Consider the following 26244-nt stretch of genomic DNA (forward strand, 5'->3'; position numbering starts at 1 on the left):
ATTAGCGATCATGGCCGTGACCATGGTGCTCCCATCCGTTATGGCGCCCATGATCGTGATGCTCGCGATCATATCTAGCCCTTTCGTCTCTGTATCTGTCGTCATAGAACCTACGGCCGCGCACGACGCGATAGCGGGTGCCGCGCTCATAGTAGTAGCCTCCGTGGAATCCGGAATCCCAGTAATGCGCGACAATGTAGGGCTCGCTATACACCACGTAGGGCTGTGGCTGCACGACAACGGGCGCGGGTTGAACGACAACAGGCGCGGGTGTTCCGATGCTGACGCCAACATGTACTTGGGCCGCTGCTTTGGGCGGGGCCATCAATGTAGCAGTGAAAATCAATCCAGATAACGCAAGTGCAGCTTTCTTGAACATCGCCTGAAACCTCCGTGCTCTGGTTACTATAAAACCCAAGTTGCTGGAGAAGTTGCGGAGGATGTAGCACGTTGGTGCATGGCTAGTTGAATGCAGGGTGTGGCGAGTCTGTTGCGCAGTGGTGGGGAGTACAAGAGCAACTGCCGCGTTGTGTTGTGGTTGGTGACCTGGGGCGGAGGAGGAGATGGAATGGCGACTGGGATCCTTCGCCTGCGGCTCAGGATGACACCTCAAAAAAGACACCTTGGTCAGGATGAAACATCAATTGCACACATGCACACACCTTGCTCGGGATGACAGCTCAAGTGCAGACACCTTTATCGGGATGAAGCTTCGAAAAATGGGAGCGCATCTAAGCTGGACTGAGTGCGTTGTCTTCTTCTGAAAATCTTCTTGTTCTGAAAACCTTCTTTGGTTGAGCAAAGGATTGCGATGCGGGTTCGGGTGAGCTGGATCAGGGCAGCGATTTTGTTGGTCGTAATGTTGTTTGGGGCAGCGGTGTGGGCGCAGGGACCGCCGTTTCAGACGGATGATCCGGTGCCGGTGGAGCTGCATCATTACGAGTTTTATGTCTTCGGCTCGGCAGATGGGACGCCGGTGGAAATGGATGCGTCGGCTCCGGCGTTTGAGTTCAACTGGGGCGCGGTGCCAAGGGTGCAGTTGCATGCGGTGCTGCCGTTTGGAGTGGCTGCGCCGAGGAATCATCCGGTGTATTTTCCGCGCGGGAGTGGGCCGAAAGAGTATGGGCTTGCGGATATGGAGCTGGGCGCGAAGATCGCCTTCATCAAGGAAGGCAAGCGCATGCCACAGATTGGATCGTTCACGATGTTCGAGATTCCGACGGGAGATGCGGACAGAGGGCTGGGCGTGGGCAGGGGGTGGTACAAGCTGCCGCTCTGGATGCAGAAGAACGTGGGGAAATGGACCTTTGATGGCGGGGGCGGGTATGTGGTGAATCCGCAATCGGGGTTCAGGAATTTTCCGTACACGGGATGGCTGGTGAAGAAGCAGCTCAGCGAGAGGCTTGAACTGGGCGCGGAGCTGTTTGCGCATGGCAGCGAGGGAATGGCACCGCCGCAGATTGAGTCTTCGGCGGTGGTGGACGTGGGCGGGTACTACCACTTCAAGCATCATCCGGGGCAACAGTTCCTGTTCTGCTATGGGCATTCAGTGGCGGGGCAGACGGAGAACTATGCGTATGTGGGGATGTATTGGACGTGGGGGAAAGACAAGGATCAAGCGAAAGATTCCCGCGCGGAGGGGTGGATGCCGCAACGTCTAGGCGGAAGGGGGTTCTGAGTTGTTGCGAGCTGCTGGACTGGGGGAAAGCAGGCGTGGACAGGAGGCAGCACCGGGGTGGGGTTCGTCATCCGTTTCAGGCGCGAGGCGTCTATGGCCGAGAGCGTGCGCGACACCATTCAGAACCTGATTGAGATTTGCAAGGACGGAGAAACAGGGTATCTGCATGCCGCCGGAGTGGCGGACACGGCGGAACTGAAAAACTACTTCCAGGAGCAGAGCACCGAGCGGGGCCGGTTTCGGGTGGAGCTGACAGAGGTGATGGAGCGCATGGGAGTACCGCATCCGGATGAGACAGGAAGCACGGCAGCAGTGCTGCATCGGGCGTGGTTTGAGCTGAAAGACGATTTCGGCGGGGGAGATCACACGCTGCTGGAAAGCGTGGAGCAGGGCGAGGACAGCGCTAAGGAAAGCTATCAGAAAGCGATGGATGCAGGGCTACCGCCCAATGTGGAAGCACTGGTGAGGCGGCAGTATTCGTCGGTGAAAGCGGCGCATGACAAGGTGAGGACGCTGAGGGACGGGAAGGCGGCGTAAGGTTCTGGTGACCTGGAGTCGAAGGGTGAGTTGCGCATGGTAGGGGTCCTTCGCCTGCGGCTCAGGATGACACTGAAAGCAAAAGCAAGAAGGGCAAAGGCGCGATAGGGATAAGCAGGGTGGGGCGGGAACAATGCTAAAATGCGCTACCTATGCGACAGCTGTGTGTGCGTGTGTCATTGAGGAACGTTGCCCTTATCTGGTTGATGCTGTGGCTGGGGATCGCTCCGGCGCTGGGAGCAAAGCGTAAGGATCTGGGAAAGAAGATTGACGCGATTCTGGCGCGGCCCGATGTGGGGCGGGCGTTCTGGGGAATCGAGATTCAAGACCTCGACACGGGCGAGGTGGTTTATTCGCACGAAAGCGATCGGCTGTATATTCCCGCATCGAATGCAAAGCTGTTTACGACGGCGGCGGCGCTGGCGCTGATTGGACCGGAATACAAAATTCGCACGACCGTGGAGTCGGCGACGGTTCCGGACAAGTATGGCAGGCTGAGCGGCGACCTGGTGCTGGTGGGGCGCGGCGATGCAAACCTGAGCGGGCGGACACTTCCCTACAACTTAAGGACGCAGAGGCCGCTGCCTCCGGCGCATGTGCTGGAAGAACTAGCGGACCAGATTGTGGCGCGCGGCGTGAAGGTGATCGACGGCGATATCGTGGCCGACGACAGCTTCTTTGTGTATGAGCGCTATGGCGAAGGGTGGTCGCAGGACGACCTGGTGTGGGAATGGGGCGCTCCGGTATCGGCGCTGGCGCTGAATGACAACGTGGTGTACATCAACATTCTGCCGGCGGAGCGCGTGGGGGATCGCGCGTTTGTCAGCATTGCGCCATTTGCCGAGTATTACCACATTGAGAATCGCGTGCTGACAACGCCTCCGGGGACGGGGCCGCGGAAGGTGTTTATCCAGCGGCAGCCGGGGGCGAACAAGCTGGAAATTTGGGGAAATATTCCGCAGGACGATGCCGGGGCGGGCGAGGCTCTGGCGATTGAGGAACCGGCGGAATTCTGCGCACGACTGCTGTGGGAGCTGCTGCAAAAGCGCGGCGTGGCGATGTATGGCAAGACTCGGGCGAAGCATACGGCGATGGCGAGCCTGGGGACGATCACGGTGACGACGACGGTTCCGATGGGCGGCGGACAGGAGGGATCGATTGCGGCGCAGCCGGGATTGGCGGCTCCGGTGGTGCTGGCCGAGCATGACTCGCTGCCGCTGGGGATGGACATTGCGGTGATCAACAAGGTGAGCCAGAATCTGCACGCCGAGATGCTGCTGCGATTGTTGGGACGCGAGAAAGGGATGAGCGGATCGATTGCAGGCGGGCTGGAGGTGCTGCGTCCTTTCCTGGCACAGGCGGATGTGCGTCCGGAGGAGTACTCGATCTCGGATGGGTCGGGATTGTCGCGGCAGAATCTGGTTTCTCCGCATGCGATGGTGAAGCTGCTGCGGTATGCAGCGACCCAGTCGTGGGGCAAAGCGTTTATGGAAAGCCTGCCGATGGCGGGAGTGGATGGCACGCTGGCTTCGCGGTTTAAGACCATTCCGGCGTCAGCGATGCTACGGGCGAAGACGGGTTCGCTCGATCATGTAAATACGCTATCGGGGTATTTGACGACGACGAAGGGGCAGCGGCTGGTGTTCTCGATCATGACCAACAATCACACGCTGATGAACAAGAAGGCGAATGAGGTGGTGGACGAGATTGTGGGCGAGGCAGAGAAGTTTCAGAAGTGAAGAGGCTGCTTTGCACCCGAGCTTGTTCGTTTACACTGAGGGCATTCGATTAGAGGTGGAGGACGGTGGATGCTCGAAATTCGCAAGGCGCGGCGCGAGGATGCGGGAACAATTCTGAAACTGATTCGGGGGCTGGCGCAGTATGAGCGTGCGTCGGAGATGGCGGTGGCGACCGAAGAAGACTTGCTGCGCGACGGATTTGGGGCGGAGCCGAAGTTCTATTGCGTGATCGCCGAGTGGGATGGCGAGCCGGTGGGTTTTGCGCTGTACTTCTACAACTACTCGACGTGGAAGGGACGTCCGGGGATTTATCTGGAAGACCTGTTTGTGTGGCCGGAACATCGCGGTAAAGGAATTGGGAAGGCGCTTCTGCTGCATCTGGCGAAGATCGCGGTGGTGGAGAAGTGCGGACGGTATGAGTGGCAGGTGCTCGATTGGAATACTCCGGCAATTGAGTTTTATGAAGGGCTGGGGGCACAGAGGATGAAAGAGTGGCTTCCGATGCGGGTGGAGGGTGAGGCGCTGAGGGAGTTGGCGAAGAGGTAGGGAATCATTAGTGAAGGAAGGCCGCCGGAGGGCGGCCTTTTTTGTTGCGGTGCGGGGCGTTCGGCTTCGACTCAGGATGACAGCTCAAAACGAAACCAACGACAAGGCCAAGAGCAAAGGCAAAACACCCACCTCTGCCAAAAGAGGGCAGAGGTGGGGCACCAGACACCACCCGCCAAGGACAACAGCAAGAGCAACAACTCGGTTCGTGGTAGGTGACCTGAAACCTGGGTGGAGATGGGAAGGTCGGCTGGGATCCTTCGGCTTCGCCTCAGGATGACACCTCAAGACAAAGGCAAAAAAAAGCAACAGCAACAGCAAAAGCAACAGCAAGAACAGAGGCAACAGCAAAGGCGAAGGCAAGGTTGGGTTTATTTGATTTCGGCGGAGTCTTGCTGGAGGTGGGAGTCGAGGAGGATGGTGGCCTGGAGGACGCGGCGGCGTGCGTCGGGGTAGATGAAGCGGACGTCGGAGAGGTGGACGATGTAGGACTCTTCCGGCGCGGTGACGTGTTCGGCTTCGGTGAGCGGGAAACGCGCCCACTCGGTGTAGAAGCGGCCAAGAGGCGTGTTGCGTGCGGCCTGAGTCGGGGCGGTGGGTTCGGGTTTGAAGTAGGTCACGGCGCTGTTGCCGGGGTCGACCTCGGGGCGGAGGGAGTTGACGTGCATGGAGACGTAAGCCGTCGGGGTTTCGGCGACTCCTGCCCAGTGGAAGGGATTGATCATGTAGGGGAAGGCAGCGACGCGGGTGGCGGGGTGGCCCTGGTATTCGATGGCATCGAGGGCAGCGATGGCGCGGCGATGTTCGTAGTCGCGAAGGCCCCAGAGAGCAGCAACAAATAGCAGGGCGGCAAAGGCGGCGCCACGTCCGCGAGGTCCGTGCTGTCGGGCTCCGATTTCCTGGCTGACGAGGCCGAAGAGCGCGGGCAGGGTGAGGGCGGCGATGAGGACGAGGAGGATGAGCGGTTCGATGATGAAAACGATGTCCCAGGCGTACCACTGGCGGGTGAATGGGTAAAACGGGCGGACACCGTAGTTGTTGGTGAAGTCGAGCAGAAGATGCGAGAGCGCAGCGATGCAGGCGAAAAGGAACAGCAGTCCCCAGCGGCGCGGGGGGAGCGGTTGCGAGGATTTGCGTTTGCGGCGGCGGAGCCAGAGAGTGTCGAGCATCCAGATGAAGCCGACGACAAGGGCGGCGACGAAGGGGACGGCGAGGAAGGTGTGGGTGATGCCGCGATGCTGGATGAATCCAACGGCCGAACCTTTGAAGTAGGCGATGACGTCGAGGTCGGCGGCTTCGGCGGCAAGAGTCATGGTGACGGTGGCGAGAGCGGTTTTGCGGTTGAATCCCGTGCGGGCGAGCACGGCTCCGGTCAGGAAGTGAGTGACAGGTTCCATTCTTTCAACGTTCCAATCTACGAACGATCAGGGTTGCAATATTCAGGCGGAATGTCAAAGGCGATGTGCGGCTTCGCGGAAGGAATGAGCGGGAGTCCACTCGGCGGTGGCGGGCAGAAGGATATTGAGCGCGCGGGGGACGATGGAGATGCGGGTGGGCACGCTGTTGAGGATTTCGCCATCGGCCTGGACGCGCAGCTTGGCCGCTGCGTGCTCGGGTGCGTGGCAGACAACGGACTGAGCGGAGATGAATGACATGGGAGCTTCGCCGTTGGAGGGATCGAGGTCGTGGTAGGCGGCGAATCCGGTGAGCGCCTGGAGGGAGTAGCGCAGCAGGTGGGTGCGGCGGGCTTTTTGCAGCAGCATGAGGCGAAGGTCGGGCGAGAGGAGCGAACTGCCGGGACGCCAATGTCGCAGAGGGCCTCCGAAGGAGCGGACGCGCATGGCAACCAACTCTAATGTCGTCGTGTGGATGGTGCGGCCGTCAGGGGTGGCGATCTCAACCGGGAACGGGACGAAGTCGTGGCTGAACAGAAGGCGAGCGCCGTGCTGGTAGTAGGCGATGAATCCTCCGCGCTGTTTGGCCTGGGCAGTGGCGCAGTAGATGAGTTCAGCGTGAACTCCGACGCCGGCGGCGACGGTGAAATATCGGGTGTGCGGGCCGCTCTCGATGCGTCCGAGGGAGATGCACTGCGGATGATAGGTGAGCAGGCGGGCAGCGGCGCGCTCGGGGTTGGTGGCGAGGTCGAGGTCGTGGGCAAGGACGTTTCCGGTGCCGAGGGGGATGACACCAAGTGTGGCTGGGGTTTCGGCGACGCCCTGGAGGATGTCGAATACCGTGCCGTCGCCTCCGCAGGCGAAAATGGCGTCGCAGCCAGCATTGATGGCGGCGCGGGCCTGGGTGCCTCCGGAGCCGCGGGAGGTGGTGGGCTCGACGGAAGTATCGATGCCGGAGCGTCGGAGGATGGTGGCGATGCGCTCGAGGGTCGAGAGGCGGGAACGGTGCCGGGAGCCGGATACGGGGTTGAAGAGTAAGAGCGCTTTGCGGAAAGGCATGGTCGGGGTGAGGTTTCTCCAGTGTGGGGAGTATAGCGCAGGGGGCGTGTGGAGGAAGGTAGGGGTCTTCGGCTTCCCTCAGGATGACATTTTAGTCAAGAGCGACGGCAAAAGAAGGGCAAAAGCAGTGGCAAGCGCAAAACCAAGAGCAACATCAAGAACAACGGCAGAAGCAACTACAACACCAACTTCAAAAACAACTACAACACCTTTGGAGGGCGCTTCGCGCGCCTTCTTTAATAGATCCCACATGCGCTTGCCAAAAGAGGCAAGCGTATATGGGGCACCCGCGGTGCTTAACGCTTGCTAACGTACACGGAGTTCTCGCCCGCGGTGCTTTGGGCGTCGCTAGGGTACAGGGACTTCTCACCTGCGGTGCTTGGGTTTGCCGGAACACATGGCATTATTCCCGCGCGCAGTGCTTGGGGTTGGTTGTGGTCTATTTAGAAGCCGACGGCGGGTGGGAAGGCGGAGGCGCTTTGGGCGGAGGGGCGGTCAGGGGTATCGGTGTCGAGGTCGCGCTGGGCTTCGTCGAACAGGCGCAGGGCCTCGAGCAGGACAGACTGAGTGCTATGGGTGATGGTGCGCGGGCACTCAGTGCGCTCGAAATCCATGAGGAACAGGCCTTCGGACCAGGCGACCATCCGGTAGACAGCAGGCTCCCCGGTGAGGTCGGCGAAGGTGGCATGAACGAGCTGGCCGTCGTGGAAGTGCATGGCTCCGGTCTGGTTGGCGTGGCTCAGGACGAGGCGGCAGGTTTTGCGTCCGATGTCGAGGGTCTGGAGAAGATCGACGACGGACATTTGCGCCAAGGTGCCACGGACGCTGGTGGAGTCGGCGGCTTCGCGGGTGGCCTTGCCGAGCAGGATGCGATCGAGGACGCGACGGATGCGGGCAGTGGCGTCATCGACGAAAAACGGCTTCTCGATGAATTCCTCGACGAGGGGGCTGGAGCCAGCGAGAGGGCCGGTGATGTCGGACCGCGAGGCCATGATGATGACCGGAACGCGGGGGAAAGAGATGCGCAGCTTGGCAAGCAGTTCGAGACCGCTGAGGCCGGGCATGCGGTAGTCGGAGATGATGAGGTCGGGCGTCTGGCGTTCGGCGCGGCGGAAGGCTTCGGTGGCGTTGGCAAAAGCCTCTACGGAGGCATGGGGCGCAATCGCTCCGGTGAGCAGCCCACGGATGATCGGATTGTCGTCCACCAGAAGAACGTTGATGCCCTGTGCCATAGCCTTCACTTCCGGTGCAGCCTGCGCGAATCGCAGTAGCTGCTGTTCAGTCCAGATAACGGCTGACGACTGCGTTACCTAAAGCATTTCACGGTCTAAATCCAAGGCAATCTTCGCATAGGGCACAAAGGATATCCACGAATAGATGGTTACTAGAAGACACCTTGGTCCTAGCTGATTTGTCCGAATGGACATCCCTGCGTAGGGCGCTCCGGGCAATGCTGACGGAGTTACCCACGGGGAAGCAGCTCAGTTCCAACGAGATGCCGGAGGAGAGCTGCTGTTGTTTGATTGCTGATGGCGGGATTTGGCTTCTCTGGAGAACAACGGTAGTAAATAGCTTTTCAGGTTCATCTCAGGTGATGAGGACGGAGCAGGCGGTGTTCTCTGCTCTTTTCGGCAGGGCGGGGTTCTGCGAGAATCGAAGAGTGAACAACGAAAAATTGCAGGTAGCGGTGGTGGGCGTTGGCTCATTTGGGCGCAACCATGCCCGCGTGTACAAGGAACTTTCTACTGATGGCGTGGAACTGGCGGCGGTGGTGGATGCCGATGTTTCGCGCGCGCAAACGGTGGCAACAGAGTTCGGCGGGCGGGCATTTAGCTCGGTGGGCGAGATGCTGGCGGCGTGTCCCAAGGTGAAGGCCGTGAGCGTGGCAGTGCCGACGGTGGCGCATCTGGCGACGGCCCGCGAGTTGATGGAACGCGGCGTGGATGTGCTGATTGAAAAGCCGCTGGCGTTCTCAGTAGAGCAGGCGGACGAGTTGATCGCGCTGGCAAAGCAGCATGGGCGCGTGGCGCAGGTCGGGCATTTGGAACGCTTCAACCCGGCGGTGCGGGCTACGTGGGCGTTGCTGACAAGGCCGATGTTCTTCGAGGTTCACCGGCTCAGCGTGTTCACTCTGCGGTCGCTCGATGTGGACGTGGTGATGGACCTGATGATCCACGATCTGGATATCGTGCTGAAGATGGCGAAGTCTCCGGTTCGCGAGTTGCGCGCGGTGGGACTGCCAGTGCTGAGCGGAAACGTGGATATCGCCAGTGTACGGATCGAGTTCGAGAGCGGATGCATTGCGAACTTTACGGCAAGCCGGATCAGCACGGAGCGGGTCAGGAAGCTGAGATTCTTCCAGCCGGCGCAGTATGTGTCGCTCGATTACTCGCGGCGCGATGTGTTCTCGCTGAACGTGAAACCGGCGACGGGTGGAATGCCAGAGATTGTTCCTTGCAAACCTGAAGTGAGCGCGGAAGAGCCGCTGAGGGCTGAGCTGAGCAGCTTTTTGAATGCGGTGCGCAAACGCGGAACTCCAGAGGTGACTCTGGAGGATGGCAGGGCGGCACTGGCGTTGGCGATTGAGATCCAGGAGCAGATGAAGGTGCATCGGAAGCGCGCGCATTTAGACGAAGTGGCAGCCATGATGATGCAAGGCGCAGCCGGGGTAAAGAATAGTTAAGCGCCGAGAGCCAGCCCTGTTTTAGCCAGACGGGATGTGTGAAGCAGTGCGAGAATTGGGCTGAACGACCGGTTCGACAAAGAAATACCGCTCCCTCCGACTATGCCGGATGGGTAGGACACCCCAAGGGTTTGGGTGAGTGCGTGTCCTGGATGGGTGGGGCTTCATCCAATGGACAGCGAGGTAATGAAGATCGATTCGGAGAGCCAAAACCAAGTAGCGCCACCCCCGCCAGCTCCGCCTGAGCCGACGAGGCCGCCTGTGCTGCGGACGAGAACGCAGATCACGGATGAGGCGCCGGAGTTTGTGCCGCAGATGCTGGCGCAACTCGAGGACGAACTGGCCCGCTCGCGGATGCGCGAGGCTTTCTGGATTTCGGTCATTGTACATATTGTTTTCATCCTGCTGGTGGTGTTCTCGCCGCAGTGGCTGCCGCATTGGGCGCAGCCGCACCTGATACGGGCGCAGGACCTGGCGATGAACAAGGAACCGACGTTCCTGGCACTGCCGAAGGATCTGCAGAAGCCTCCGGAGAAGGTGCAGAGCGACAAGATCAGCGATAAGAACCGGATTGCGCAGACGACGCATCCGATTGACCGCAAGACGCTGGATGAAATGAAGGAAGCGAGGCTGCGAGGAAACCAGACGCCTCCGGGACCTCCGGCCCCGCGTCCACAACCGCAGCAACAGCCTCAGCAGGCGATGCCGCAGTCGGCACAGGGCGGTGCTCCGCGTCCGCCACAACAGCAGCCGCAGCAGTCGGCTAGCAACTTCTCGCAGCCACGCGTGCAGGAGCAACAGCCGCAGGTGAATCCGTTCAGGACGCCGGGAACGGCGGGAGCGGCGATCGCGCAGGCGACGCGGAACGCTTCGCGAATGGGATCGATTCCGAGCGGCGGCGGCGCGGGTTATGGAATGGGGCCGGCGGATCGCAATGCGCGACTTGGGCCGTTTGACGTGCTGAGCGATACGCAGGGCGTAGATTTCGGTCCATACCTGTCCCGCGTGCTGCAGTCGATCAAGGCGAACTGGTACACGCTGATTCCCGAAGAGGCGCGGGCGCCGCTGCTGAAGCATGGCAAGGTGGCAATCCGCTTCCTGATTACGCCGACGGGCAGAGTGACGGGAATGTATATCGAAATGCCTTCGGGAGATATTCCGCTGGACCGTGCAGCGTATGGCGGAATCACGGCGTCGGATCCCTTTTCGCCGCTGCCACATGAGTTCCATGGGCCGTATCTGGCGCTGCGGATTACTTTCTTCTACAACCCGAAGAATGGGGAACTCGAGCAGTAGGTCAACAGAGCGGATTGTCAGCTTCCTAAAATGAGTTGAAGAGCAACAGCCCCACTCAACGAAAAGAGCGTTGAGTGGGCCACCGCCGCCCATCTGTCCGCCTGTCCTGTGCTCCTTCTGTTTAGGCTTCGCGTACAATGAGCGCGTGCCGCTTCTTACACGCCAACCTGAAATTCCCTACACCAAAGGACTGCTGGTGGTGCTTGCCCTTGTGGTGGGCACGGCCGTGGTGCGGTTCTTCCCTTTCTTTGTGGATCAGGTGTGCGGCCTGAAATAGTGGCCGGTGAAGGCATGAGCACAGAACTCTCTCCGATGATTGTGATTGCCGGGCCGACGGCGAGCGGGAAATCTTCGCTCGCGATACGGCTGGCGCAGCGCTTTGGTGGCGAGGTGATCAGTTGCGACTCGGTGGCCGTGTATCGGGAATTTGATATTGGCACGGCGAAGCCAACGCCCGCAGAACGGGCGCTGGTGCCGCATCATTTGATCGACGTGGTGGCTCCGGATGCGTACTTTACGGCAGGCGAGTATGCACGCATGGCGAGGCAGGCGGCGAAGGAGATTACGGCTCGCGGGCGGGTTCCGATTGTGTGCGGAGGAACGGGGCTTTATCTGCGGGCGATGCTGGATGGACTTTTTGATGGGCCGGAGCGGGACGAGACGTTGCGCGAGCGGCTGAGGCGTCATCGGAGGCCAGAGTCGCTGTGGCGGCTGCTGCGGAAGATGGATGCGGAGGCGGCGCGGCGGATTCATGCGAACGACGAGCCGAAGCTGATAAGAGCCATCGAAGTATGCGCGGCGACGGCGAGGCCGATGAGCGAAGCGTTGCGCGAAGGACGAGATGCGATCGAGGGATATCGCATTTTGAAGGTGGTGCTGAGTCCGGCGCGGGAGCGGCTCTATGAGCGCATTAATCGGCGTTGCGCGGAGATGTTTGAGCGCGGGCTGGTGGAGGAGACTCGCAGGCTGCTGGAGCGCTATGGCAACGAGGTGTTTGCGATGCGGTCGCTGGGGTATCGCCAGGCGGCGGAGTATGTGCGCGGGGAATGCGGGCTGGAAGAAGCCATTGCGCGGGCGCAGCAAGGACATCGGAATTATGCGAAGCGGCAGTTGACTTGGTTTCGCAAAGAGCAAGAGATGCAGTGGGTAGAGTGTTTTGGGGCAGAGGCGGGAGAGAAGGTTGAGGAGATGGTGAGGGAGTTTATCGGGTAATCGGTGAATGCTTGGCCTGAGTGCGATAGAACTATTGGAGCATTCGGCACGAGTGTTAGTGGGAATGGCGATGCACTGCCCTCCGGCGGCTCGCAGGTTAGTGCTTGCTGACGCTCGGGTGTTTGAGGAGGGAGGTAGGTGACCTGAATTCGTGGCGGAGCGGAAGCAAAAGCAAAATCAAACAGCAACAACAAGAGCAACGGCGAGGGCAAGAGCAGCGGCTAGCTTTGCTGGGATGACTCAACAGGGGCGGATGAGTTAGACGGGCGGTTGGTTGCGATAGAAGTAGGACAAGGTGAGGAGGGCGAGGTCAGGGTCGGCGAGGAAGGCTTCGGCGGTGAACGGCGAGAGATAGGGAGTGCCGGGGGGAGCTTTGTCGAGGTTGAGGAAGCCGAGTCGGGCGCCGTCGAATTCGCGCTCGCAGATGGTGCGGTCGCTGATGAGGCGGATATCAATGTGGCGCGGGTCGGCCGTGATGCGGGCAAACATGTCGCGGATAACGGTGGCGGGCCCTTCGATGACCTGAAGAAAATGATTCTGCTTATGGAGCAACATGCCGGTGATGCCGACATGGCTGTCGTTATCCACGCACTCGCGGCGGAGAGAGTTCAACGCCTGTTCCGGCATCGGCTGGGCAGCGGTGCTGAAATAGACAATAGATCGCATTGGGCGGCATGGTACAGCGGAGTTTTGGCGATTACAACCGGAGACAGGTTCGAAGCCGCGGAAGGTGCCCAATCCCCGGAATAGCCAAGCTGCTGGAATGCGGGTGAATCTGACCGGGCGCGTTTGCGAGTGGCGTGAGAGAATCTTTGTGCAATGGCACGCACACAAAATACAACTTCCCGAAAACGTACGAACCAGCCCGGCCTGACCGAGCAGCAGAGACTGCGGCGGATCGTCGAGTCGTTTCCTAAACTAAGCGTGCTGGTAATGGCCGACATGATCGCCGATGAGTTCATCTACGGCGAGATTTCACGCGTGTCGCGCGAAGCTCCGGTGCTGATCTTGAAGCATCGCGACCGGATGCTGGTGCCGGGAGGCGGCGCGAACGCAGTCATGAACCTGGCGGCGCTGGGTATTACTCCGCTGCCGGTGGGAATGGTGGGCGACGACGAACAGGGTCGAGCTCTGTTACAGATTTTCCGGCGCAATAAGATTTCGGTGAGCGGGATCTCGAAGCTGAAGGGGCAGACGACGACAACGAAGACGCGGCTGCTGGCGTATTCGTCACACTCATCGCGGCAGCAGGTGGTGAGGATCGACCGCGAATGCCAGGAGCTGAAGGATACGCATCCGGCGCTGGTGGAACTGGTGGCGTCCGCAAGGGAATACGTTCCGGCGGCGGACGCGATGCTGCTGAGCGACTATGGGTATGGCGCGGTATCGCCAAGGCTCTTCAATTTCGTGCGAGCAAAGGGCGTGCTCGGGGATACTCCGGTGACGCTCGACAGCCGCTATCGCATGCTGGACTATGAGGGCGTGACGGCGGCGACTCCGAATGAGTCGGAGGTAGAGGCGGCGCTGAATGTGAAGATTGGCGATGATCGCGAGAAGCTGTTTGATGCCGGAGCGGAGTTGCTGAAGCAGATGAAGCTCGATTCGCTGGTGATTACGCGCGGCGGCGATGGCATGGTGACGTTTGAAAAGAAACGCGAGCCGGTTGAGATTCCGATCTATGGCAGCAACCAGGTGGTGGACGTGACGGGCGCGGGAGATACGGTGATTGCGACGTTCACGGCAGCACTGGCGGCTGGGGCGGACGCTCCGCTGGCGGCGAAGCTGGCGAACTATGCCGGAGGCATCGTGGTGATGAAGCGCGGAACGGCGACGGTGAGCCAGAAGGAATTGCTGGAGGCAGTGGGAGAGTAAACAGCCTTCGTGGGCGCAGGTTCGGGGCGGTTGGAACGGACTGCACTCCCAGGATCGCTGCCCGCATGGTTAGTAGAGGAGAGTTGTGGGAGAGATTGTCGATCGCAAACGGCTGGCGGAACTGGTGGCGGAATGGCGCGCGACGGGGGAACGTGTGACGCTGGCCAATGGCTGCTTCGATCTGCTGCATGTGGGGCACGTGCGGTATTTGCGGGCGGCACGCGAGTTGGGCGGAAGACTGGTGGTGGCCGTTAATTCCGACGAAAGCGTGAGAAAGCTGAAGGGGCCTCCGAGGCCGACGGTGCCGGAGCTGGAGCGGGCAGAGATCATTGCGTCGCTGGCGTGCGTGGATGCCGTGGTGGTGTTCGGCGAGCCGGATGTGCGGGCGCTGATACGGGAGATCAAGCCGGACGTGCAGGTAAAGGGCACGGATTACACAGCGGAATCCGTTCCGGAACGCGATGCGGTGATGGCCTACGGCGGGCGGGTGGAGATTGTGGGCGATCCGAAAGACCACTCCAGCACGGCGCTGCTGGAAAAGACGGGATGCGGCGAATGAACTGCGTCCTGTGCGGCCGGTATTGTGTTGAGGGCCGCAATGTCTGAAGCTGCAAAAATCATTCGAAAACGAGCAGGAGACTCGGTGCGGTTGAGTCCGAGCGCGCTGGTGGTGCGCCTGGGCGCCATGGGCGACATTCTGCACGCGCTGCCGGCAGTGGCGATGCTGCGCAGGGCTCTGCCTGAAGCGAGAATCGGCTGGGTGGTGGAGCGGCGGTGGCGCGAGCTGCTGTGCGCGGCAGGCGTGGAGCTGGCGGGGTCGCGCAGTGCGGGGCGTCCGCTGGTGGACGAGGTTCACCTGGTGGACACGCGCGGATGGCGGAAGCATCTGCTGGCGGCGGAGACACGCAACTCGTTCCGGTCGGCCATTGGCGAGCTGCGGCATGCGCACTACGATGCGGCGCTCGAGATGCAAGGCGCGATCAAGTCTGCGGCAGTCGCGAGGCTGGCAGGAGCGGAGCTGATTGTTGGTTTCCGCAACCCGAGGGAGCGGATTGCGCGCGTGCTGTATGACTCGCTGGTGGATGGGCGCTCGAAGCACGTGATTGAGCAAAACGTCGAGGTCGTGCAGAAGTGGCTGGAGGAGATTGGGCTGCCTCCGGTGACGTCGGCTTTGCAGCCTGGAACGGCGCTTCTGCCACGCGATGCGGCGAGCGAAGAGCGAATCGAAACCAAGTTGAAGGCAGCAGGGCTGGGTGAAGCAAAGATCGCAATTCTGAATCCGGGCGCGGGCTGGGGGGCGAAGCAGTGGCCTGCGGCGCGGTATGGCGAGCTGGCACGGCGACTGGCCGAGCTCGGGATGCGTTCGGTGGTGAACTATGGGCCGGGCGAGGAAGAGTTGGCGCGAGAGGCGGTGGCGGCTAGTGGCAGCGAGGCAGTGATGCTGATCAGTTCGCTGGGCGAGCTGATGGCGCTGGCGCGGCGGGCGGAGCTTTTTGTCGGCGGCGATACGGGACCGATGCATTTGGCGGCTCTGCTGGGGGTGAAGACCGTCGCGCTGTTTGGTCCGACGGATCCGGGGAGGAATGGTCCGTACTGGGCGGGGACCCGCGTGCTGAGGGATGCGGCGAGCGTGACCAGCTACAGTCACAGTCGGATGGAAGATGCGGGACTGAAGAGGATTTCGGTGGAGCAGGTTTTGGAGGAAGTGAAGGGGCTGGTGGGGTGAGACGGGCCGGAGGGCGGGACCTTCGCTGCGCTCAGATGGGAAAGGGCAAGAACACCCGGTAAGGTCTAGATGCGGGCGGGGTGCTATCCCACTTCTGCCAAAAGAGGGCAGAAATGGGGCACCATCGAGTTTGCTAAGACGAAGGAACAGCAAAGGCGAAGGCTGGGCATAATGTCGAGACTCGGGTGGCGGTCTCTCAGGTTATTACTTTTCATATTCTCCGTTTCAATTTCGTGAACGTAAGTGGGGGCGGTGCTTCGTCCTTTGTCCTCAATGCCGTAGAATACAAGAGCAGCTCTGAGTAAAAGCGAGGGGTAATGGACTGGGGTCGGGTAGCCAAGAGAATTCGTGTGCCCCTCGGGTTCTTGTTTGCAATTTTCTTTTTGTGGCGGGCTCAGCCTGCGTGGTGGTCGCTGGCGGCAGGGTCGGCTGTGGCCTTGGTCGGCGTGTGGATTCGGGCGGTATCGAGTGGGCATGTCAAAAAGAATGAAGAGCTTGCGACCACCGGACCGTATGCGTACACGCGTAATCCGCTGTACTTTGGCTCCATTGTGATCGCCCTGGGGTTTGCCGTGGCGGCCTTGCGCTGGGAGATTGCCGTGGCGCTGGTGGTCATGTTCGCCGCCATTTACATCCCGGTAATTCGGGGTGAAGAGCAGTTTCTGAATCAACGGTTTGCGGACTATGCCGCCTATTGCGCGCGGGTTCCGAGGCTGGTGCCGCGGTTGACGGCCGGTAGCGAGGGGCAGTCGCGGTTTTCGCGTGAGCTGTACCTGCAACATCGTGAGTACAATGCCCTGCTTGGGACGCTGGCGGTGATAGTCGCCCTGGTGGCCAAGCGGATCTGGATGGCGCAGTAAACGGATGCGAACTCTTCGAGCGATTGTCGGTCGGATCTTTCCTGCCGCACTGGTTGCTGTGCTGGCGCTGGCGCCGATGCCAGCGGCACGGGCACAGCAGGCCACCATCTCGGCAGTAGCGAAGTCGGCGATCCAGCCGGGCGATGCTCACCGATTCCCGAACAATGAGACTCTGCACTATGACGCCGAGTGGCGGCTATGGAAGGCCGGTACCGGGACGCTGAGGATTGAACAGCGCGGCGATCAACAGCACGTAATCGGCACGGCGGAAGCGGCCGGGGCGGTCGCGGTGCTCTACCGGGTGCAGGACAGGCTGGAGTCGTACTTTGACCGGCGCACCTTCTGCTCGCAACGCATCCTGAAGCATACGGAAGAGGGGCTGCATAAGCGGGAGACTTCGCTGCAGTTCGACCCTTATCGCGGGAAGAGCGTGCTGGATGAGCGCAACCTGCGGAATGGGGAGTTGAAGCATCAGGAAACGGACTCTCCGGCGTGCGTGACGGATGTTCTCTCGGGTATCTACTACGTGGCGGCGCAAAGGCTGGAGCCGGGGATCACGCATGTGTTTCCGGTGAACGACGGTGGCAAGACGGTGGACGTCAAGGCCTATGTCGAAGGTCGCGAGGACGTGAAAACCGATGCCGGAATCTTCCACACGGTACGGGTGGGGGTTTCGTCGGATACGGGGCCGCTGAAGGGCCGGGGCAAAGTGTGGATCTGGTACACGGATGACGCACAACACCTACCGGTCCAGATGCGCTCACGCCTGTTCTGGGGAACGATGACGCTGCGACTGACCCGAGTGGACAAGTAGTCCTAACGCTTAGGCTGGAAAAGAATTGCGCGGCTCGCGGGCCGCGCATTCTTATTGCAGGCGAAAACGTTCGCGCATCAACCGTTGGAAACGTGGGCGGTAGAGCAGGTCGTAGGCGAGTTCCTTGCCGGGGAACATGGCCAGAGCTGCGGTACGTGAGTCGGCCACCATCTGCGAAGCTTCTTCAAAAGTGAGCTTGGGATCCTGGGCGATGACCTGCATGACGAGGTTCATCATGAGTTGCAGGCGACGGAGGCGTTGACCTTCCTCCTGCTCGGCCTGGACCTGGTCGGCTTGATGCGCGTGATCGGAATTTTCATAATTCATGCAAAGTAGCTCCTGGCTCCGACGTGCTGTTATTTCGATGTCGAACTGTGGACCGAGGGTGCCGCAAAGGCGTGCCAAAGCCGGCCAGAGCGGTGTTGTGCAGGTCGAATGTGGATTGACCGCGGGGCGAAGCGGTACTACGCTCATCAGTCGCATCGAAGTGGAGGAGGAGACTTTATGGCAGAGCCACTCAGAGAAGAGCCTAATGAAGTGCTGGTGAATGTATTCGAGAGCGAGCAGGAATCCGAGGTGATGGTGGTAAAAGGCCTGTTGGAGTCGGCTGGAATCGACGCACTGCAAACGAACTTCGACGCTCCACAGGACGTGCTGCCAGGGGTGGGAGGGGTGGCACTGCAGGTGAGAGAAGATGAGGCAGAAGAGGCACGAGCCATCATTGAGGAATATAGAAGCAAGGGCGTGACCGAGGCAGAGGCGGAAGCGCAGGGGTAAGGTTGTGAGTTTGGAAAAGCGCGTCCTGCGGGACGCGCTTTTCTGTTGGGGTAAGGCAAGGGCAACGACCGATTAGGAGTGGGTGACCTGGAGCGGCAGTGGAGATGCGGACAGCGCTGGGGTCCTTCGCTACGCTCAGGATGTCACCTAAACACCACTAATGCTCGTTTACCACTACTAATGCTCTTTAAGGATGAGACCTCAAACTATCTTGGGACGGAGGGGTGGACGCCAGTGGCGTCGAGGTAGAAGGTGATGGGGCCGAGGAGGTCGGTGCGGTAGGTGCGAACGTGGTGGGCGGAGAGGCGTTCGATGACCTCGGGGCGGGGGTGACGGAAAGAGTTGCGGATGCCGGAGGAGATGACGGCATAGGTCGGGCGGACGGCGTCGAGTAGTTCGTCCGACGACGAGGTGTTGGAGCCGTGGTGGGCGACCTTGAGCAGATCGACATGGAGAGAGCGGTGGTGGATTTCGGCGTCCTCGACCATCAGCTTTTCCATGCGCTTGTGGATGTCGCCCATGAGCAGGGCTGTGTGTCCGGCGTAGGTGAGGCGCAGGACCATGGAGGCGTCGTCCTGACCGCGAGGTTTGAGTTCCCAGTCGGGCGGCGGGGAGAGGACCTCGAAGCGGATTCCGTCGAAGGCGAAGCGGTCTCCGTAATGGCGCTCGATGCGGTGGACGTGGAAGCGGTCAGCAGTTTCGTCGAGGGTGGCGACTTCGTGGGACGGGAAGTTGGGGGCGTACCACATTTCGCGCGGGTGGAAGTTGCGGATGATGGCCGACATGCCTCCGATGTGGTCGGCGTGAGGGTGGCTGAAGGCAACGGCATCGAGGTGGGAGAGTCCGCGGTGCCAGAGGTAGGGCGAGACGACGTCGTTGCCGATGTCGAGTTCGCTGTGGCTGATGGCGAGCAGTCCGCCGGAGTCGAGAAGAAGGGTGTGTCCGGCGGGCGTGACCAGCAGGAATGAGTCTCCCTGACCGATATCGATCGCGGTGATCTCTAGGCGGTCGGGATCGTGGACGAAGGGGCGCGGGTGCTGGAAGAGGTTCCACGCAGCAGCGGCAAGCAGCGCGAGCGAAGCGGTGGTGAGTAGCCAATGGCGTCGCGCAAAGCACACGGCGACGGCATAAGCACCAGCGACGGCGAGCATCGCTGCCAAAGCGGGCATGGCGACGCGAAGATCGGGAAGCTGCGCTCCTCCAGACCAGTGCACGGTGTAGAGAATTCCCTGGAGCGACCAGCGGGCGGCGATGGAGAAAGGCGTGGCGAGTGTGGGCGTGAAATAAGAGAAAACCACGGCCAGCATGGAGGCCGGCATGAGAAGGCTGGTGAGCGGGAGCACGGCCATGTTGGCCCAGAGGGCGTGCGCGTTTACGCGGTGGAAGTACCAGACGGTGGGCAGGGTGAGCGCGGCCTGCATGAGCGTCGAGAGCAAGGCGAGTTCGGCAAGGGCGAGGACGGCTTGGATGAGCTTCGCGGTGAGCCAGAGGGCGGGACGGTAGCCGATGACGATTCCGACCTTGGCCGCAAGATCGCGGAGGTCGAGGCGGAACTGCGCCTGACGCGGGCGGAGAGTGATGTCGCGCTGGAGATTCGGAAGATCGTCGAGCGATTCGCGAACAGGCGTGGTGGTGCGGGTGAAGATGGGTACGGCGATGGCAGCGATGGTGAGCACGGCCAGCATCGTCAGTTGGAAGCTAGGGTCGAAGAGCGATTGCGGATTGGCGGCGAGCAGTACGAGCGCTGCGAGCGAGACGGTGTTGAGCGGGGCGCGGTCGCGGTAGAGCAGGGTTCCGAGCTGGTAGGCGACGATCATGATGACCGAGCGCAGGATAGGCGCGCCGAGATCGGTGAGCCATGCGTAGCCGCAGGTCAGAAGGATGGTCGCGAGGGTGGCGTATTCGGCGGGCAGGCGGAGGCATCGCATGAGCCAGAGCAGGAAGACGGCGAAGATCGCAACATTCATGCCGCTGACGACGAGTAGGTGGAAGGTTCCACTGCGCTGAAACTCGAGGCGCTGCTCGTGGGAGACGAGGCCGCGCTCTCCGATGACCATGGCCTGGAAGAGTCCCGCGTAGGGAGCGGACCAGAGGTGCTCCATGTGCTGGAGGACACTGCGGCGTGCGTGGGAGCGGAGGAGGGCGCGGCGGGTGCCGCCGAGTCCGGGGAGAAGATCGACATTTGTCGATTTTGCGGAGCCAAGCACCGCGACGCCCTGACCACGCAGCCAGCCAACGTAGTCCATGTTGCCGGGATTGCGATAGTTGACGGGCGGGCGAAGCTTGGCGCGGACGCGAAGGCGCTGTCCGTAATCGTAGTCGGGAAGGGCGGAGGGTTCCTCGTCTTGGGGCTGATCGTCGTCGCCCCAGGCGGCGCGGGAGCCAGGGACGTAGAGATTGAGGCGAGCGATGCCGGTGACGGGGTGAGGTGCGTCGCCATCGAACTGCGCCTCGTCCACGGCGATATCGAGCGACTCGCGGAGATCGCGTCCAGCACGGCGTGAGCTGTCGCGCGCGACGTAGCCGGTGAGTGTGACTTCGTCGCCGGTGGCGTAGGCGAGCAGGGTTGGCGCGGGTGCGGTGCGCGTTGAGGCCGCTGCGGTGACGAGCGCTCCGGCGGGAACGAAGGCGAGGACGGCGGCGGTGTATGCAATGAGAGCGCGACGGCCGCGCGAGGCGAAGCGCATGGCAAGCGCCGAGCAGCAGGCGAAGGCGATGGTGCAGGCAAACGAGAGCGCGGGCGGCTTGTAGGTGCAGGTCTGGAGCAGGATTCCGAAGGCGAAGGCGAGGACGGCGGCAAAGAGCGGAGCGGCCGGGGGTCGGCGGCGAGGTGCTTCCGGCGGATTGGGTGCGTCAGAGTTCACGGCGTTGCGACGAAAAGAGGTCGCCAGATGGCGCTTCCGCCGATGAAGGAGGAAGCGCCGATCAAGAGTTCATTGGAAATCAAGGGTTCAGTGGAACAAATTCAGTTCAACACGATTACAGCTTGTCGAGCCCTTCGTTGCCGATTACGGGATTCCAGGGAATCAGTTCGTAGTTGGCGACGTTCTTCTTGTAGAACGGATCGTTGTCGCGAAGGCCGGTGAGCGTCTGCTGCACGTTTTCATCGGGAATGCGCAGGAGCAACGCGCCGCCGACTCGGGGGTCCATGGGACCGGAGGCAAGCAGGATGCCTTTGGATTTGAGCTCGCGCAGATAGGCGCGGTGTTCGTCAGTGACCTTGACGACCTCTTCGAGGGGAAGGCGGTAGCGAATGACAACCAATGCGTACATTCTTGCTCCTTATGGCTGACGCGCTCAGCGCGCGAGGTGAAGAACGGTTTCCATGTGGTAAGTCTGCGGGAACAGATCCACCATGTGGGCCTGCTCCACTTTGTATCCTGCGGCGATGAGTGTGACGAGATCGCGCGACAACGTTGCCGGATCGCAGGACACATAGACGATCCGCGGAATCGACAATTCGACCAAACGCTTGGAGACACGCTCTCCGAGACCGGCGCGAGGCGGATCGACAATGGCGAAATCCCAACGACCGCGAGCGGCGTTCACGTAATCTTCGGTGGTGCTATGCACGGCCTGGATGTGGGGCACGGCAGCGTTGGCCGCTAGATCGTCATAGGAGTTGGGCGCGATTTCAACGGCCACGGTGCGCTCGAACTGGCGCGACAGCGGCAAGGTGAACAGTCCGACTCCGGCGAAGAGATCGAGCGCGGCGCGACCTTCGAATCCGGCAGTGGCTAGCTCGACGAGCTTCGCGGCTAGAAAGCGGTTGGTCTGGAAAAACGATCCGGCGGAGGCGCGGTAGATGCGGTCGGCGACCTTGTAATTGATGCTGGGCGAGCCCTCGATGTGCGGGACTCCGGCGCGCGCGATGCGACGCGAAGTCTCGATGCTGCCGTCGTCGATGTCGCTGTCGGTGGGTCCGGAGGCGAACACGGCAACGCCTGAAATCTGCGGCATGCGCTCGCGAAGAGCTTTGGCGAACTTCGCCAGCGACGCGGGCTTGGTGGCGTGGTGGATGAAGAGCTCGACCAGCAGCTCGGTGTCATCGTGATTGGCGAAGAACTGAACTTCGCGCAACGCAGTGTGCGGCGCGGCCTCGGGCGCGAGATCCCAAAGGGCTGCAATGGCCTGGTTGATGAGTGGCGAGCTGATGGGGCAATGTCGCACCGGTTCGAGTTCGTGCGAGCCGTGACGATAGTAGCCGAGGGCGAAGTCGGGCTCGACGACGATCTTCATGCGTGTGCGATTGCGGAAGCCGTAGGGCTCGGCGGAGTGGATTTCGATGTCGGGAACGGAGAGCTTGGCGCCGCGCAGGATGGTTTCCTGAAGAATCTGGCGCTTGGCCTGAAGCTGGGCGTTGTAGTCGGAGTGCTGGTACTGGCATCCTCCGCAGACGCCGAAGTGAGGACAGGGGGGCGTGACGCGCTCGGGCGATGGAGAGAGGACCTCGACAAGCGATGCGCGGGTGTATCCCTTGCGCTCTTCGGTGACGCGGGCTTCTACTCGCTCGCCGGGGAGGACATAGGGAACAAAAATGGTCTTGCCGCGACGTTCGTCGCCCGAGGCAGGAATGCGCGCAAGGCCGTCGCCGCCGTAGATGAGTTTTTCAATGGTGAACTGCACTGTATGAGGATAAACCACGGAGGCAAGAGAGCTTAGTGAATTCGGCGAGTGAGCAATGCCGTGTTCGTCTGCAGAACGGATTGGACGGGCAGATGTGTGCTTCGCGAATCCTGTGTTAAGTCCGCTCACTCCGTGAACTTGGGAACGAAAGTTACGCCGAACCACTCCCGGTTCCGAGATAACTGGCGACAGCTAGGTTCTTGTACTCCCGGAATTGGAAGTGAGTGGAAGGGCGATATTGCGACAGTTAGCCTTGCATCTCAGAATTGTTCGCGCGAATATGCTGTAACCTTTGTTGGTACGGAGCGTCTTATACAGAATGCTGACTCCACTCCAACCCGCAGGTTCGTCGCAGGCGAGGCTGACGTTCGCAATCTCTCTGTGCTTGCACTTGGCAATTCTCGGTGTGCTGCTTTATCGTCCGGAGCCAAAGCTGCTCCGGACGTCGCAGGCATTGAAAGGTGCGGGCGGGCGAGGCAGCATGAGCGTGGTCTATATGCCCGGATCCAGCGTCGCCGTGGTGGCTAAGGCTGAGCGCAAACCAGAGGAGGAGCGCAAGCATGCGAGCCTGATGCCACGGCCCGCTCCTCACAAGACAGCGCCTCAACGGGTAGAACTCGCAGCTTCTACCGACCAGAATTTGAAACCCGGAATGCCAGGCTATGTGCTGGGCGGGCTCGACTGGGGATTCGCCGAACAGCATGACGTCCGCATTGCCTTGCCCGTAGTTGCGCCTGACCCGCCCATCGCTCGCAGCAAGCTTCCCAACTGGATCAATGGCGATGTCGTCGTCGAAGTGACGATTGATGAGCAGGGTTCTGTGGTCAAAACCAAGTTGCTCCAGGCGGTTGGCTTTGGCCTGGACGACATTGTGGTCGCAACCCTGCGCGGCTGGCACTATACTCCCGCCAAGGTAGACGGTATCGCGGTGGCCTCGTTGCAGGACGTGTACTTCCACTTCCCGGCCTAGCATTAGCAATCAGCATCGTGGAGCTTTCATGGAAGCCTCTTGCTAGCGGCGCGGTTGGACTCGCGTTTACGTTGTTGCGATATGGTCAAGGCGCCGGCCAGTAAATAGTGAGTGCCTTGGCGATGTATTGTCCACGATCGCCGGATTGTGGCGGTGGCGCAACCCGGCGATGTCATGTCGCTAATTATGCCGCCCCGTGCTCCAACGCTGTCTTGCAGCGCGGAAGAGCAAGGCTGAAGCAACTGCACTGAGCAACGCGACCGAAATTGTGTATTCAATGAACCGATAAGTACGGGTGATCAGTAATGCGACACCCGATCCAGCCTCGATCGCGCAGAATGTTCCCGAAAGCGCAAATGCTCCGCTCACCACTCTTGGCAGCCTATTCCAACTCAACGCTAAGAAAGCCACAAGAAATATCAAGCATCCCGTGTCGGCCGCTGCGCCAAATCGAATAAAACGATGTACGAGAACACCCCTTACATCTTGCTCATAAAACGTAAATGGGAACCCGAATCCAACGATGCCATCAGGGTGCGCCTTGATTCCCAACGCCATTGTTAGCACAGTAAGTATCGCAACTGCGGCGATAAGGCTGACACTGTATTTGTATAGGCTGTTCATCGCGCTAGTCGGAGTGGCCTCTATAGCAGGCGAGATTGTGGCCTGTTTGCCTCCATTTACAAAAGTGCATGTCCCGGAACGGGATAGTGAGAGCCTGGGCGATTGATATACAGCTATCGAGTAGGATGGCTTCCACCGCAGCCTCACCAACCATGTCGAATCGCGTTATCGCCATCGAAGAGCACAGAGCGAGACGAATCGGCAGGGGACACTCGCACCCACACAGTCTTGTCCCCGGAAAACTGCTCTAGGTATGCACGCAAGGAGCCCCCGCTGAGGAATGGCTTGCGATTGCAAGCGGTAATGCGCTCGTCTGCCACCTTGTACCAGTAATGAATCTCTGCGATCTGGCTGCCGGCGGTGTGGCCTTCGGCCGAAAGAGCGGAAGCCACCCTGGCCTCGCGCGGTTCCCAGCCGAGAGCCCGCACCTCGCGGTACCAGCGCACGACGACGCGAATCAGCCACTCAATCAGGATGTCCAGCACAAAAGGCATGCGGAATTGTACCGAATGACGATAGTGGACGAGACCGAAACCTGTGCTTGCCTATCCGGAACTGGGATAACTTCACCCTTGGCGATATATAGACAGTTATCCAGCAAACGATGAGCTTTCTAGTAATAGGTGTCGTAACTTGATGGGTTCCATCCGTTCCGAGTAGATGAAATGGTCAGCCATGCGTTTCTCCAATCCGGATAACCGATCGCGTACACCTTGTATTGCAGCGAAACACTGCCATCAGAACCATCAGTCCTGTCTACAAGCGTCCATCCGGTGATCTTCCATCTCCGCTCTGCTCCACAGGTCTCGCTGGCGACGGCAGTTAGCCCAGTGCCACATTCACCTTGTTTCAATCGTTCCCAAAAACTATCTGCCACCCGCTCAGGAGCGCGGCTTCGCACTGGACTGAACAGCACATATAGACGATCTCCGGGATCAACCGCTGATGGGTCTTTGAAACGCACAATCACCGGACTAGTAATGGCCCGGATACAAGCCGCCGCCACGATCAACGTGAAGAGCAACAACGCAATCTTGCGTGACTTTTTCATGTTCATGCGTCAGTGCCGAATCGTAACCCATTCAACGCGGTAGCCCCAAGAGATTTCAGCCCTCATGGAGATACCTGTTTACTACAGGGCAAGTATCCACCAACCAGTAAATTTCGGGAGCAGGTCGGAGTGTTAGCAGGGCAGGGGACGCGAGGTTCACGATTGCAATGGGGCTGGATTCAATCACCCCACTCAACGAAAAGAACGTTGAGTGGGGCACCCGCGGTACCCGCGCATCCGCGGAGAAGGCGACGAGAGTCATCGCTGATTAGCTGAGCGGTTCGATGAAGAAGATGAGGCCGCGTTCGTCGGTGGTTGCGCCGACCCATTTGCAGGCGCCGTCTTTCTTGGTCGCGGTGATGACGTAGGATTTGGCATCGGTTCCGACGATGATTCGCAGAACGTATCCGGGCAGAGGGTCCTCCGGGGTGCCGATTGCGACGGAGCCTTGGACGGGCAGTGAGAAGCTCTTGTCGGCCGCGAGTTTCTTCGTCTCCTCGAAGCTCATCAACTCCGGCAGTGTGGCGTAGCGCTTGTTTGCGGAGTAGAAACCCATTTCCGCAGTATTCATGACTCGGAACGCGCCGAGCAAAGCGGCCTGCGTCGGTCGCGGCGATTCACATTTCGGCGCAGAATCCTGCGCGTAGATAGACTGCACAGTGGCAAACAGCAGAATGAGAAGGGCGAGTCGCTTCATAATGGTCTCCTTGCAGCCAAAATGAATACCCGAGAACTATAGGCGAAGAGTGGCGTCGATCATAGCGCCGAGCGCGATCTCCA

Annotated in this window: 28 protein-coding genes; 15 read left to right on the plus strand and 13 right to left on the minus strand. The window is 60.4% G+C overall.

Annotated elements, in window-relative coordinates:
• Position 1 precedes the first annotated feature (1 nt).
• Positions 2–379, minus strand: coding sequence for a hypothetical protein (locus tag AC6IY8_RS15015; protein ID WP_497775332.1), 378 nt, complete (start codon positions 377–379; stop codon positions 2–4).
• A gap of 432 nt (positions 380–811) precedes the next feature.
• Between AC6IY8_RS15015 and AC6IY8_RS15020 the strand changes: the two genes are divergently transcribed.
• The 4 genes from AC6IY8_RS15020 (at position 812) to AC6IY8_RS15035 (ending at position 4500) form a co-directional block, all read left to right on the plus strand.
• Positions 812–1678: a transporter family protein gene (locus tag AC6IY8_RS15020; RefSeq protein ID WP_497775333.1), complete on the plus strand. Its 867-nt coding sequence runs from the start codon at positions 812–814 to the stop codon at positions 1676–1678.
• A gap of 93 nt (positions 1679–1771) precedes the next feature.
• On the plus strand, positions 1772–2215 hold the full coding sequence (locus AC6IY8_RS15025; protein ID WP_497775334.1) for a PA2169 family four-helix-bundle protein: 444 nt from the start codon (positions 1772–1774) through the stop codon (positions 2213–2215).
• A 179-nt stretch (positions 2216–2394) separates the two neighbouring features.
• Positions 2395–3954, plus strand: coding sequence for a D-alanyl-D-alanine carboxypeptidase/D-alanyl-D-alanine endopeptidase (gene dacB, locus AC6IY8_RS15030; protein WP_497775335.1), 1560 nt, complete (start codon positions 2395–2397; stop codon positions 3952–3954).
• Positions 3955–4023: 69 nt separating this feature from the next.
• Entirely contained in the window at positions 4024–4500 is a 477-nt protein-coding gene (locus AC6IY8_RS15035; RefSeq protein ID WP_497775336.1) for a GNAT family N-acetyltransferase, read from the plus strand.
• 371 nt (positions 4501–4871) lie between these two features.
• Here the strand turns inward: AC6IY8_RS15035 and AC6IY8_RS15040 are convergent, their stop codons facing one another.
• The 4 genes from AC6IY8_RS15040 to AC6IY8_RS15055 all read right to left on the minus strand — a co-directional run bounded on the left by AC6IY8_RS15040 (position 4872) and on the right by AC6IY8_RS15055 (position 8185).
• The gene (locus AC6IY8_RS15040; RefSeq protein ID WP_497775337.1) at positions 4872–5897 is read right to left on the minus strand and encodes a metal-dependent hydrolase; all 1026 of its coding nucleotides are present in this window, start codon (positions 5895–5897) and stop codon (positions 4872–4874) included.
• Between the two features lie 54 nt (positions 5898–5951).
• Positions 5952–6953, minus strand: coding sequence for a diacylglycerol/lipid kinase family protein (locus AC6IY8_RS15045; RefSeq protein WP_497775338.1), 1002 nt, complete (start codon positions 6951–6953; stop codon positions 5952–5954).
• A 78-nt stretch (positions 6954–7031) separates the two neighbouring features.
• Positions 7032–7205 carry a hypothetical protein gene (locus tag AC6IY8_RS15050; protein WP_497775339.1) on the minus strand — a complete coding sequence of 58 codons (174 nt, stop codon included), beginning with the start codon at positions 7203–7205 and terminating at the stop codon, positions 7032–7034.
• Positions 7206–7396: 191 nt separating this feature from the next.
• Positions 7397–8185 carry a DUF4388 domain-containing protein gene (locus AC6IY8_RS15055; RefSeq protein ID WP_497778639.1) on the minus strand — a complete coding sequence of 263 codons (789 nt, stop codon included), beginning with the start codon at positions 8183–8185 and terminating at the stop codon, positions 7397–7399.
• Positions 8186–8613: 428 nt separating this feature from the next.
• Between AC6IY8_RS15055 and AC6IY8_RS15060 the strand changes: the two genes are divergently transcribed.
• The 4 genes from AC6IY8_RS15060 to miaA all read left to right on the plus strand — a co-directional run bounded on the left by AC6IY8_RS15060 (position 8614) and on the right by miaA (position 12144).
• Positions 8614–9636, plus strand: a complete 1023-nt coding sequence (locus AC6IY8_RS15060) for a Gfo/Idh/MocA family protein (protein ID WP_497775340.1) — start codon at positions 8614–8616, stop codon at positions 9634–9636.
• Positions 9637–9897: 261 nt separating this feature from the next.
• Positions 9898–10932, plus strand: a complete 1035-nt coding sequence (locus AC6IY8_RS15065) for a TonB family protein (protein ID WP_497775341.1) — start codon at positions 9898–9900, stop codon at positions 10930–10932.
• 145 nt (positions 10933–11077) lie between these two features.
• Entirely contained in the window at positions 11078–11209 is a 132-nt protein-coding gene (locus tag AC6IY8_RS15070) for a hypothetical protein (RefSeq protein ID WP_497775342.1), read from the plus strand.
• Between the two features lie 14 nt (positions 11210–11223).
• A complete protein-coding gene (gene miaA / locus AC6IY8_RS15075) occupies positions 11224–12144 on the plus strand; it encodes a tRNA (adenosine(37)-N6)-dimethylallyltransferase MiaA (protein WP_497775343.1) in 921 nt (306 codons plus the stop codon).
• Between the two features lie 258 nt (positions 12145–12402).
• Here the strand turns inward: miaA and AC6IY8_RS15080 are convergent, their stop codons facing one another.
• Positions 12403–12810, minus strand: coding sequence for a BLUF domain-containing protein (locus tag AC6IY8_RS15080; RefSeq protein WP_497775344.1), 408 nt, complete (start codon positions 12808–12810; stop codon positions 12403–12405).
• A gap of 153 nt (positions 12811–12963) precedes the next feature.
• Between AC6IY8_RS15080 and AC6IY8_RS15085 the strand changes: the two genes are divergently transcribed.
• From AC6IY8_RS15085 to AC6IY8_RS15105, 5 genes are all read left to right on the plus strand, one after another.
• Positions 12964–14016, plus strand: coding sequence for a bifunctional heptose 7-phosphate kinase/heptose 1-phosphate adenyltransferase (locus tag AC6IY8_RS15085; protein ID WP_497775345.1), 1053 nt, complete (start codon positions 12964–12966; stop codon positions 14014–14016).
• 85 nt (positions 14017–14101) lie between these two features.
• Entirely contained in the window at positions 14102–14575 is a 474-nt protein-coding gene (locus tag AC6IY8_RS15090) for an adenylyltransferase/cytidyltransferase family protein (RefSeq protein WP_497775346.1), read from the plus strand.
• Between the two features lie 39 nt (positions 14576–14614).
• Complete coding sequence (locus tag AC6IY8_RS15095) at positions 14615–15742, plus strand: glycosyltransferase family 9 protein (protein WP_497775347.1); 1128 nt, start codon at positions 14615–14617, stop codon at positions 15740–15742.
• Between the two features lie 350 nt (positions 15743–16092).
• Positions 16093–16602: a methyltransferase family protein gene (locus tag AC6IY8_RS15100; RefSeq protein ID WP_497775348.1), complete on the plus strand. Its 510-nt coding sequence runs from the start codon at positions 16093–16095 to the stop codon at positions 16600–16602.
• Positions 16603–16606: 4 nt separating this feature from the next.
• Entirely contained in the window at positions 16607–17416 is an 810-nt protein-coding gene (locus AC6IY8_RS15105; RefSeq protein ID WP_497775349.1) for a DUF3108 domain-containing protein, read from the plus strand.
• Between the two features lie 51 nt (positions 17417–17467).
• Here AC6IY8_RS15105 and AC6IY8_RS15110 read toward each other — a convergent pair whose 3' ends face one another.
• Positions 17468–17743 carry a hypothetical protein gene (locus AC6IY8_RS15110; RefSeq protein WP_497775350.1) on the minus strand — a complete coding sequence of 92 codons (276 nt, stop codon included), beginning with the start codon at positions 17741–17743 and terminating at the stop codon, positions 17468–17470.
• Positions 17744–17920: 177 nt separating this feature from the next.
• Here AC6IY8_RS15110 and AC6IY8_RS15115 point away from each other — a divergent pair, with 177 nt between their 5' ends.
• A complete protein-coding gene (locus AC6IY8_RS15115; protein ID WP_497775351.1) occupies positions 17921–18193 on the plus strand; it encodes a putative signal transducing protein in 273 nt (90 codons plus the stop codon).
• Positions 18194–18399: 206 nt separating this feature from the next.
• Here AC6IY8_RS15115 and AC6IY8_RS15120 read toward each other — a convergent pair whose 3' ends face one another.
• From AC6IY8_RS15120 to rlmD, 3 genes are all read right to left on the minus strand, one after another.
• A complete protein-coding gene (locus tag AC6IY8_RS15120; RefSeq protein WP_497775352.1) occupies positions 18400–21057 on the minus strand; it encodes a ComEC/Rec2 family competence protein in 2658 nt (885 codons plus the stop codon).
• Positions 21058–21172: 115 nt separating this feature from the next.
• Positions 21173–21466: a YciI family protein gene (locus AC6IY8_RS15125; RefSeq protein ID WP_497775353.1), complete on the minus strand. Its 294-nt coding sequence runs from the start codon at positions 21464–21466 to the stop codon at positions 21173–21175.
• A gap of 24 nt (positions 21467–21490) precedes the next feature.
• Positions 21491–22948 carry a 23S rRNA (uracil(1939)-C(5))-methyltransferase RlmD gene (gene rlmD / locus AC6IY8_RS15130; RefSeq protein WP_497775354.1) on the minus strand — a complete coding sequence of 486 codons (1458 nt, stop codon included), beginning with the start codon at positions 22946–22948 and terminating at the stop codon, positions 21491–21493.
• A gap of 190 nt (positions 22949–23138) precedes the next feature.
• Here rlmD and AC6IY8_RS15135 point away from each other — a divergent pair, with 190 nt between their 5' ends.
• Positions 23139–23789 (plus strand): energy transducer TonB, encoded by a 651-nt coding sequence (locus AC6IY8_RS15135; RefSeq protein ID WP_497775355.1) that lies wholly within the window; start codon positions 23139–23141, stop codon positions 23787–23789.
• Positions 23790–24556: 767 nt separating this feature from the next.
• Here the strand turns inward: AC6IY8_RS15135 and AC6IY8_RS15140 are convergent.
• From AC6IY8_RS15140 to AC6IY8_RS15150, 3 genes are all read right to left on the minus strand, one after another.
• Positions 24557–24907: a hypothetical protein gene (locus AC6IY8_RS15140; RefSeq protein ID WP_497775356.1), complete on the minus strand. Its 351-nt coding sequence runs from the start codon at positions 24905–24907 to the stop codon at positions 24557–24559.
• 119 nt (positions 24908–25026) lie between these two features.
• A complete protein-coding gene (locus AC6IY8_RS15145; protein ID WP_497775357.1) occupies positions 25027–25464 on the minus strand; it encodes a hypothetical protein in 438 nt (145 codons plus the stop codon).
• Positions 25465–25732: 268 nt separating this feature from the next.
• Positions 25733–26161, minus strand: coding sequence for a hypothetical protein (locus tag AC6IY8_RS15150; protein WP_497775358.1), 429 nt, complete (start codon positions 26159–26161; stop codon positions 25733–25735).
• Positions 26162–26244 lie beyond the last annotated feature (83 nt).

The sequence above is a fragment of the Koromonas soli genome, from assembly GCF_059726265.1.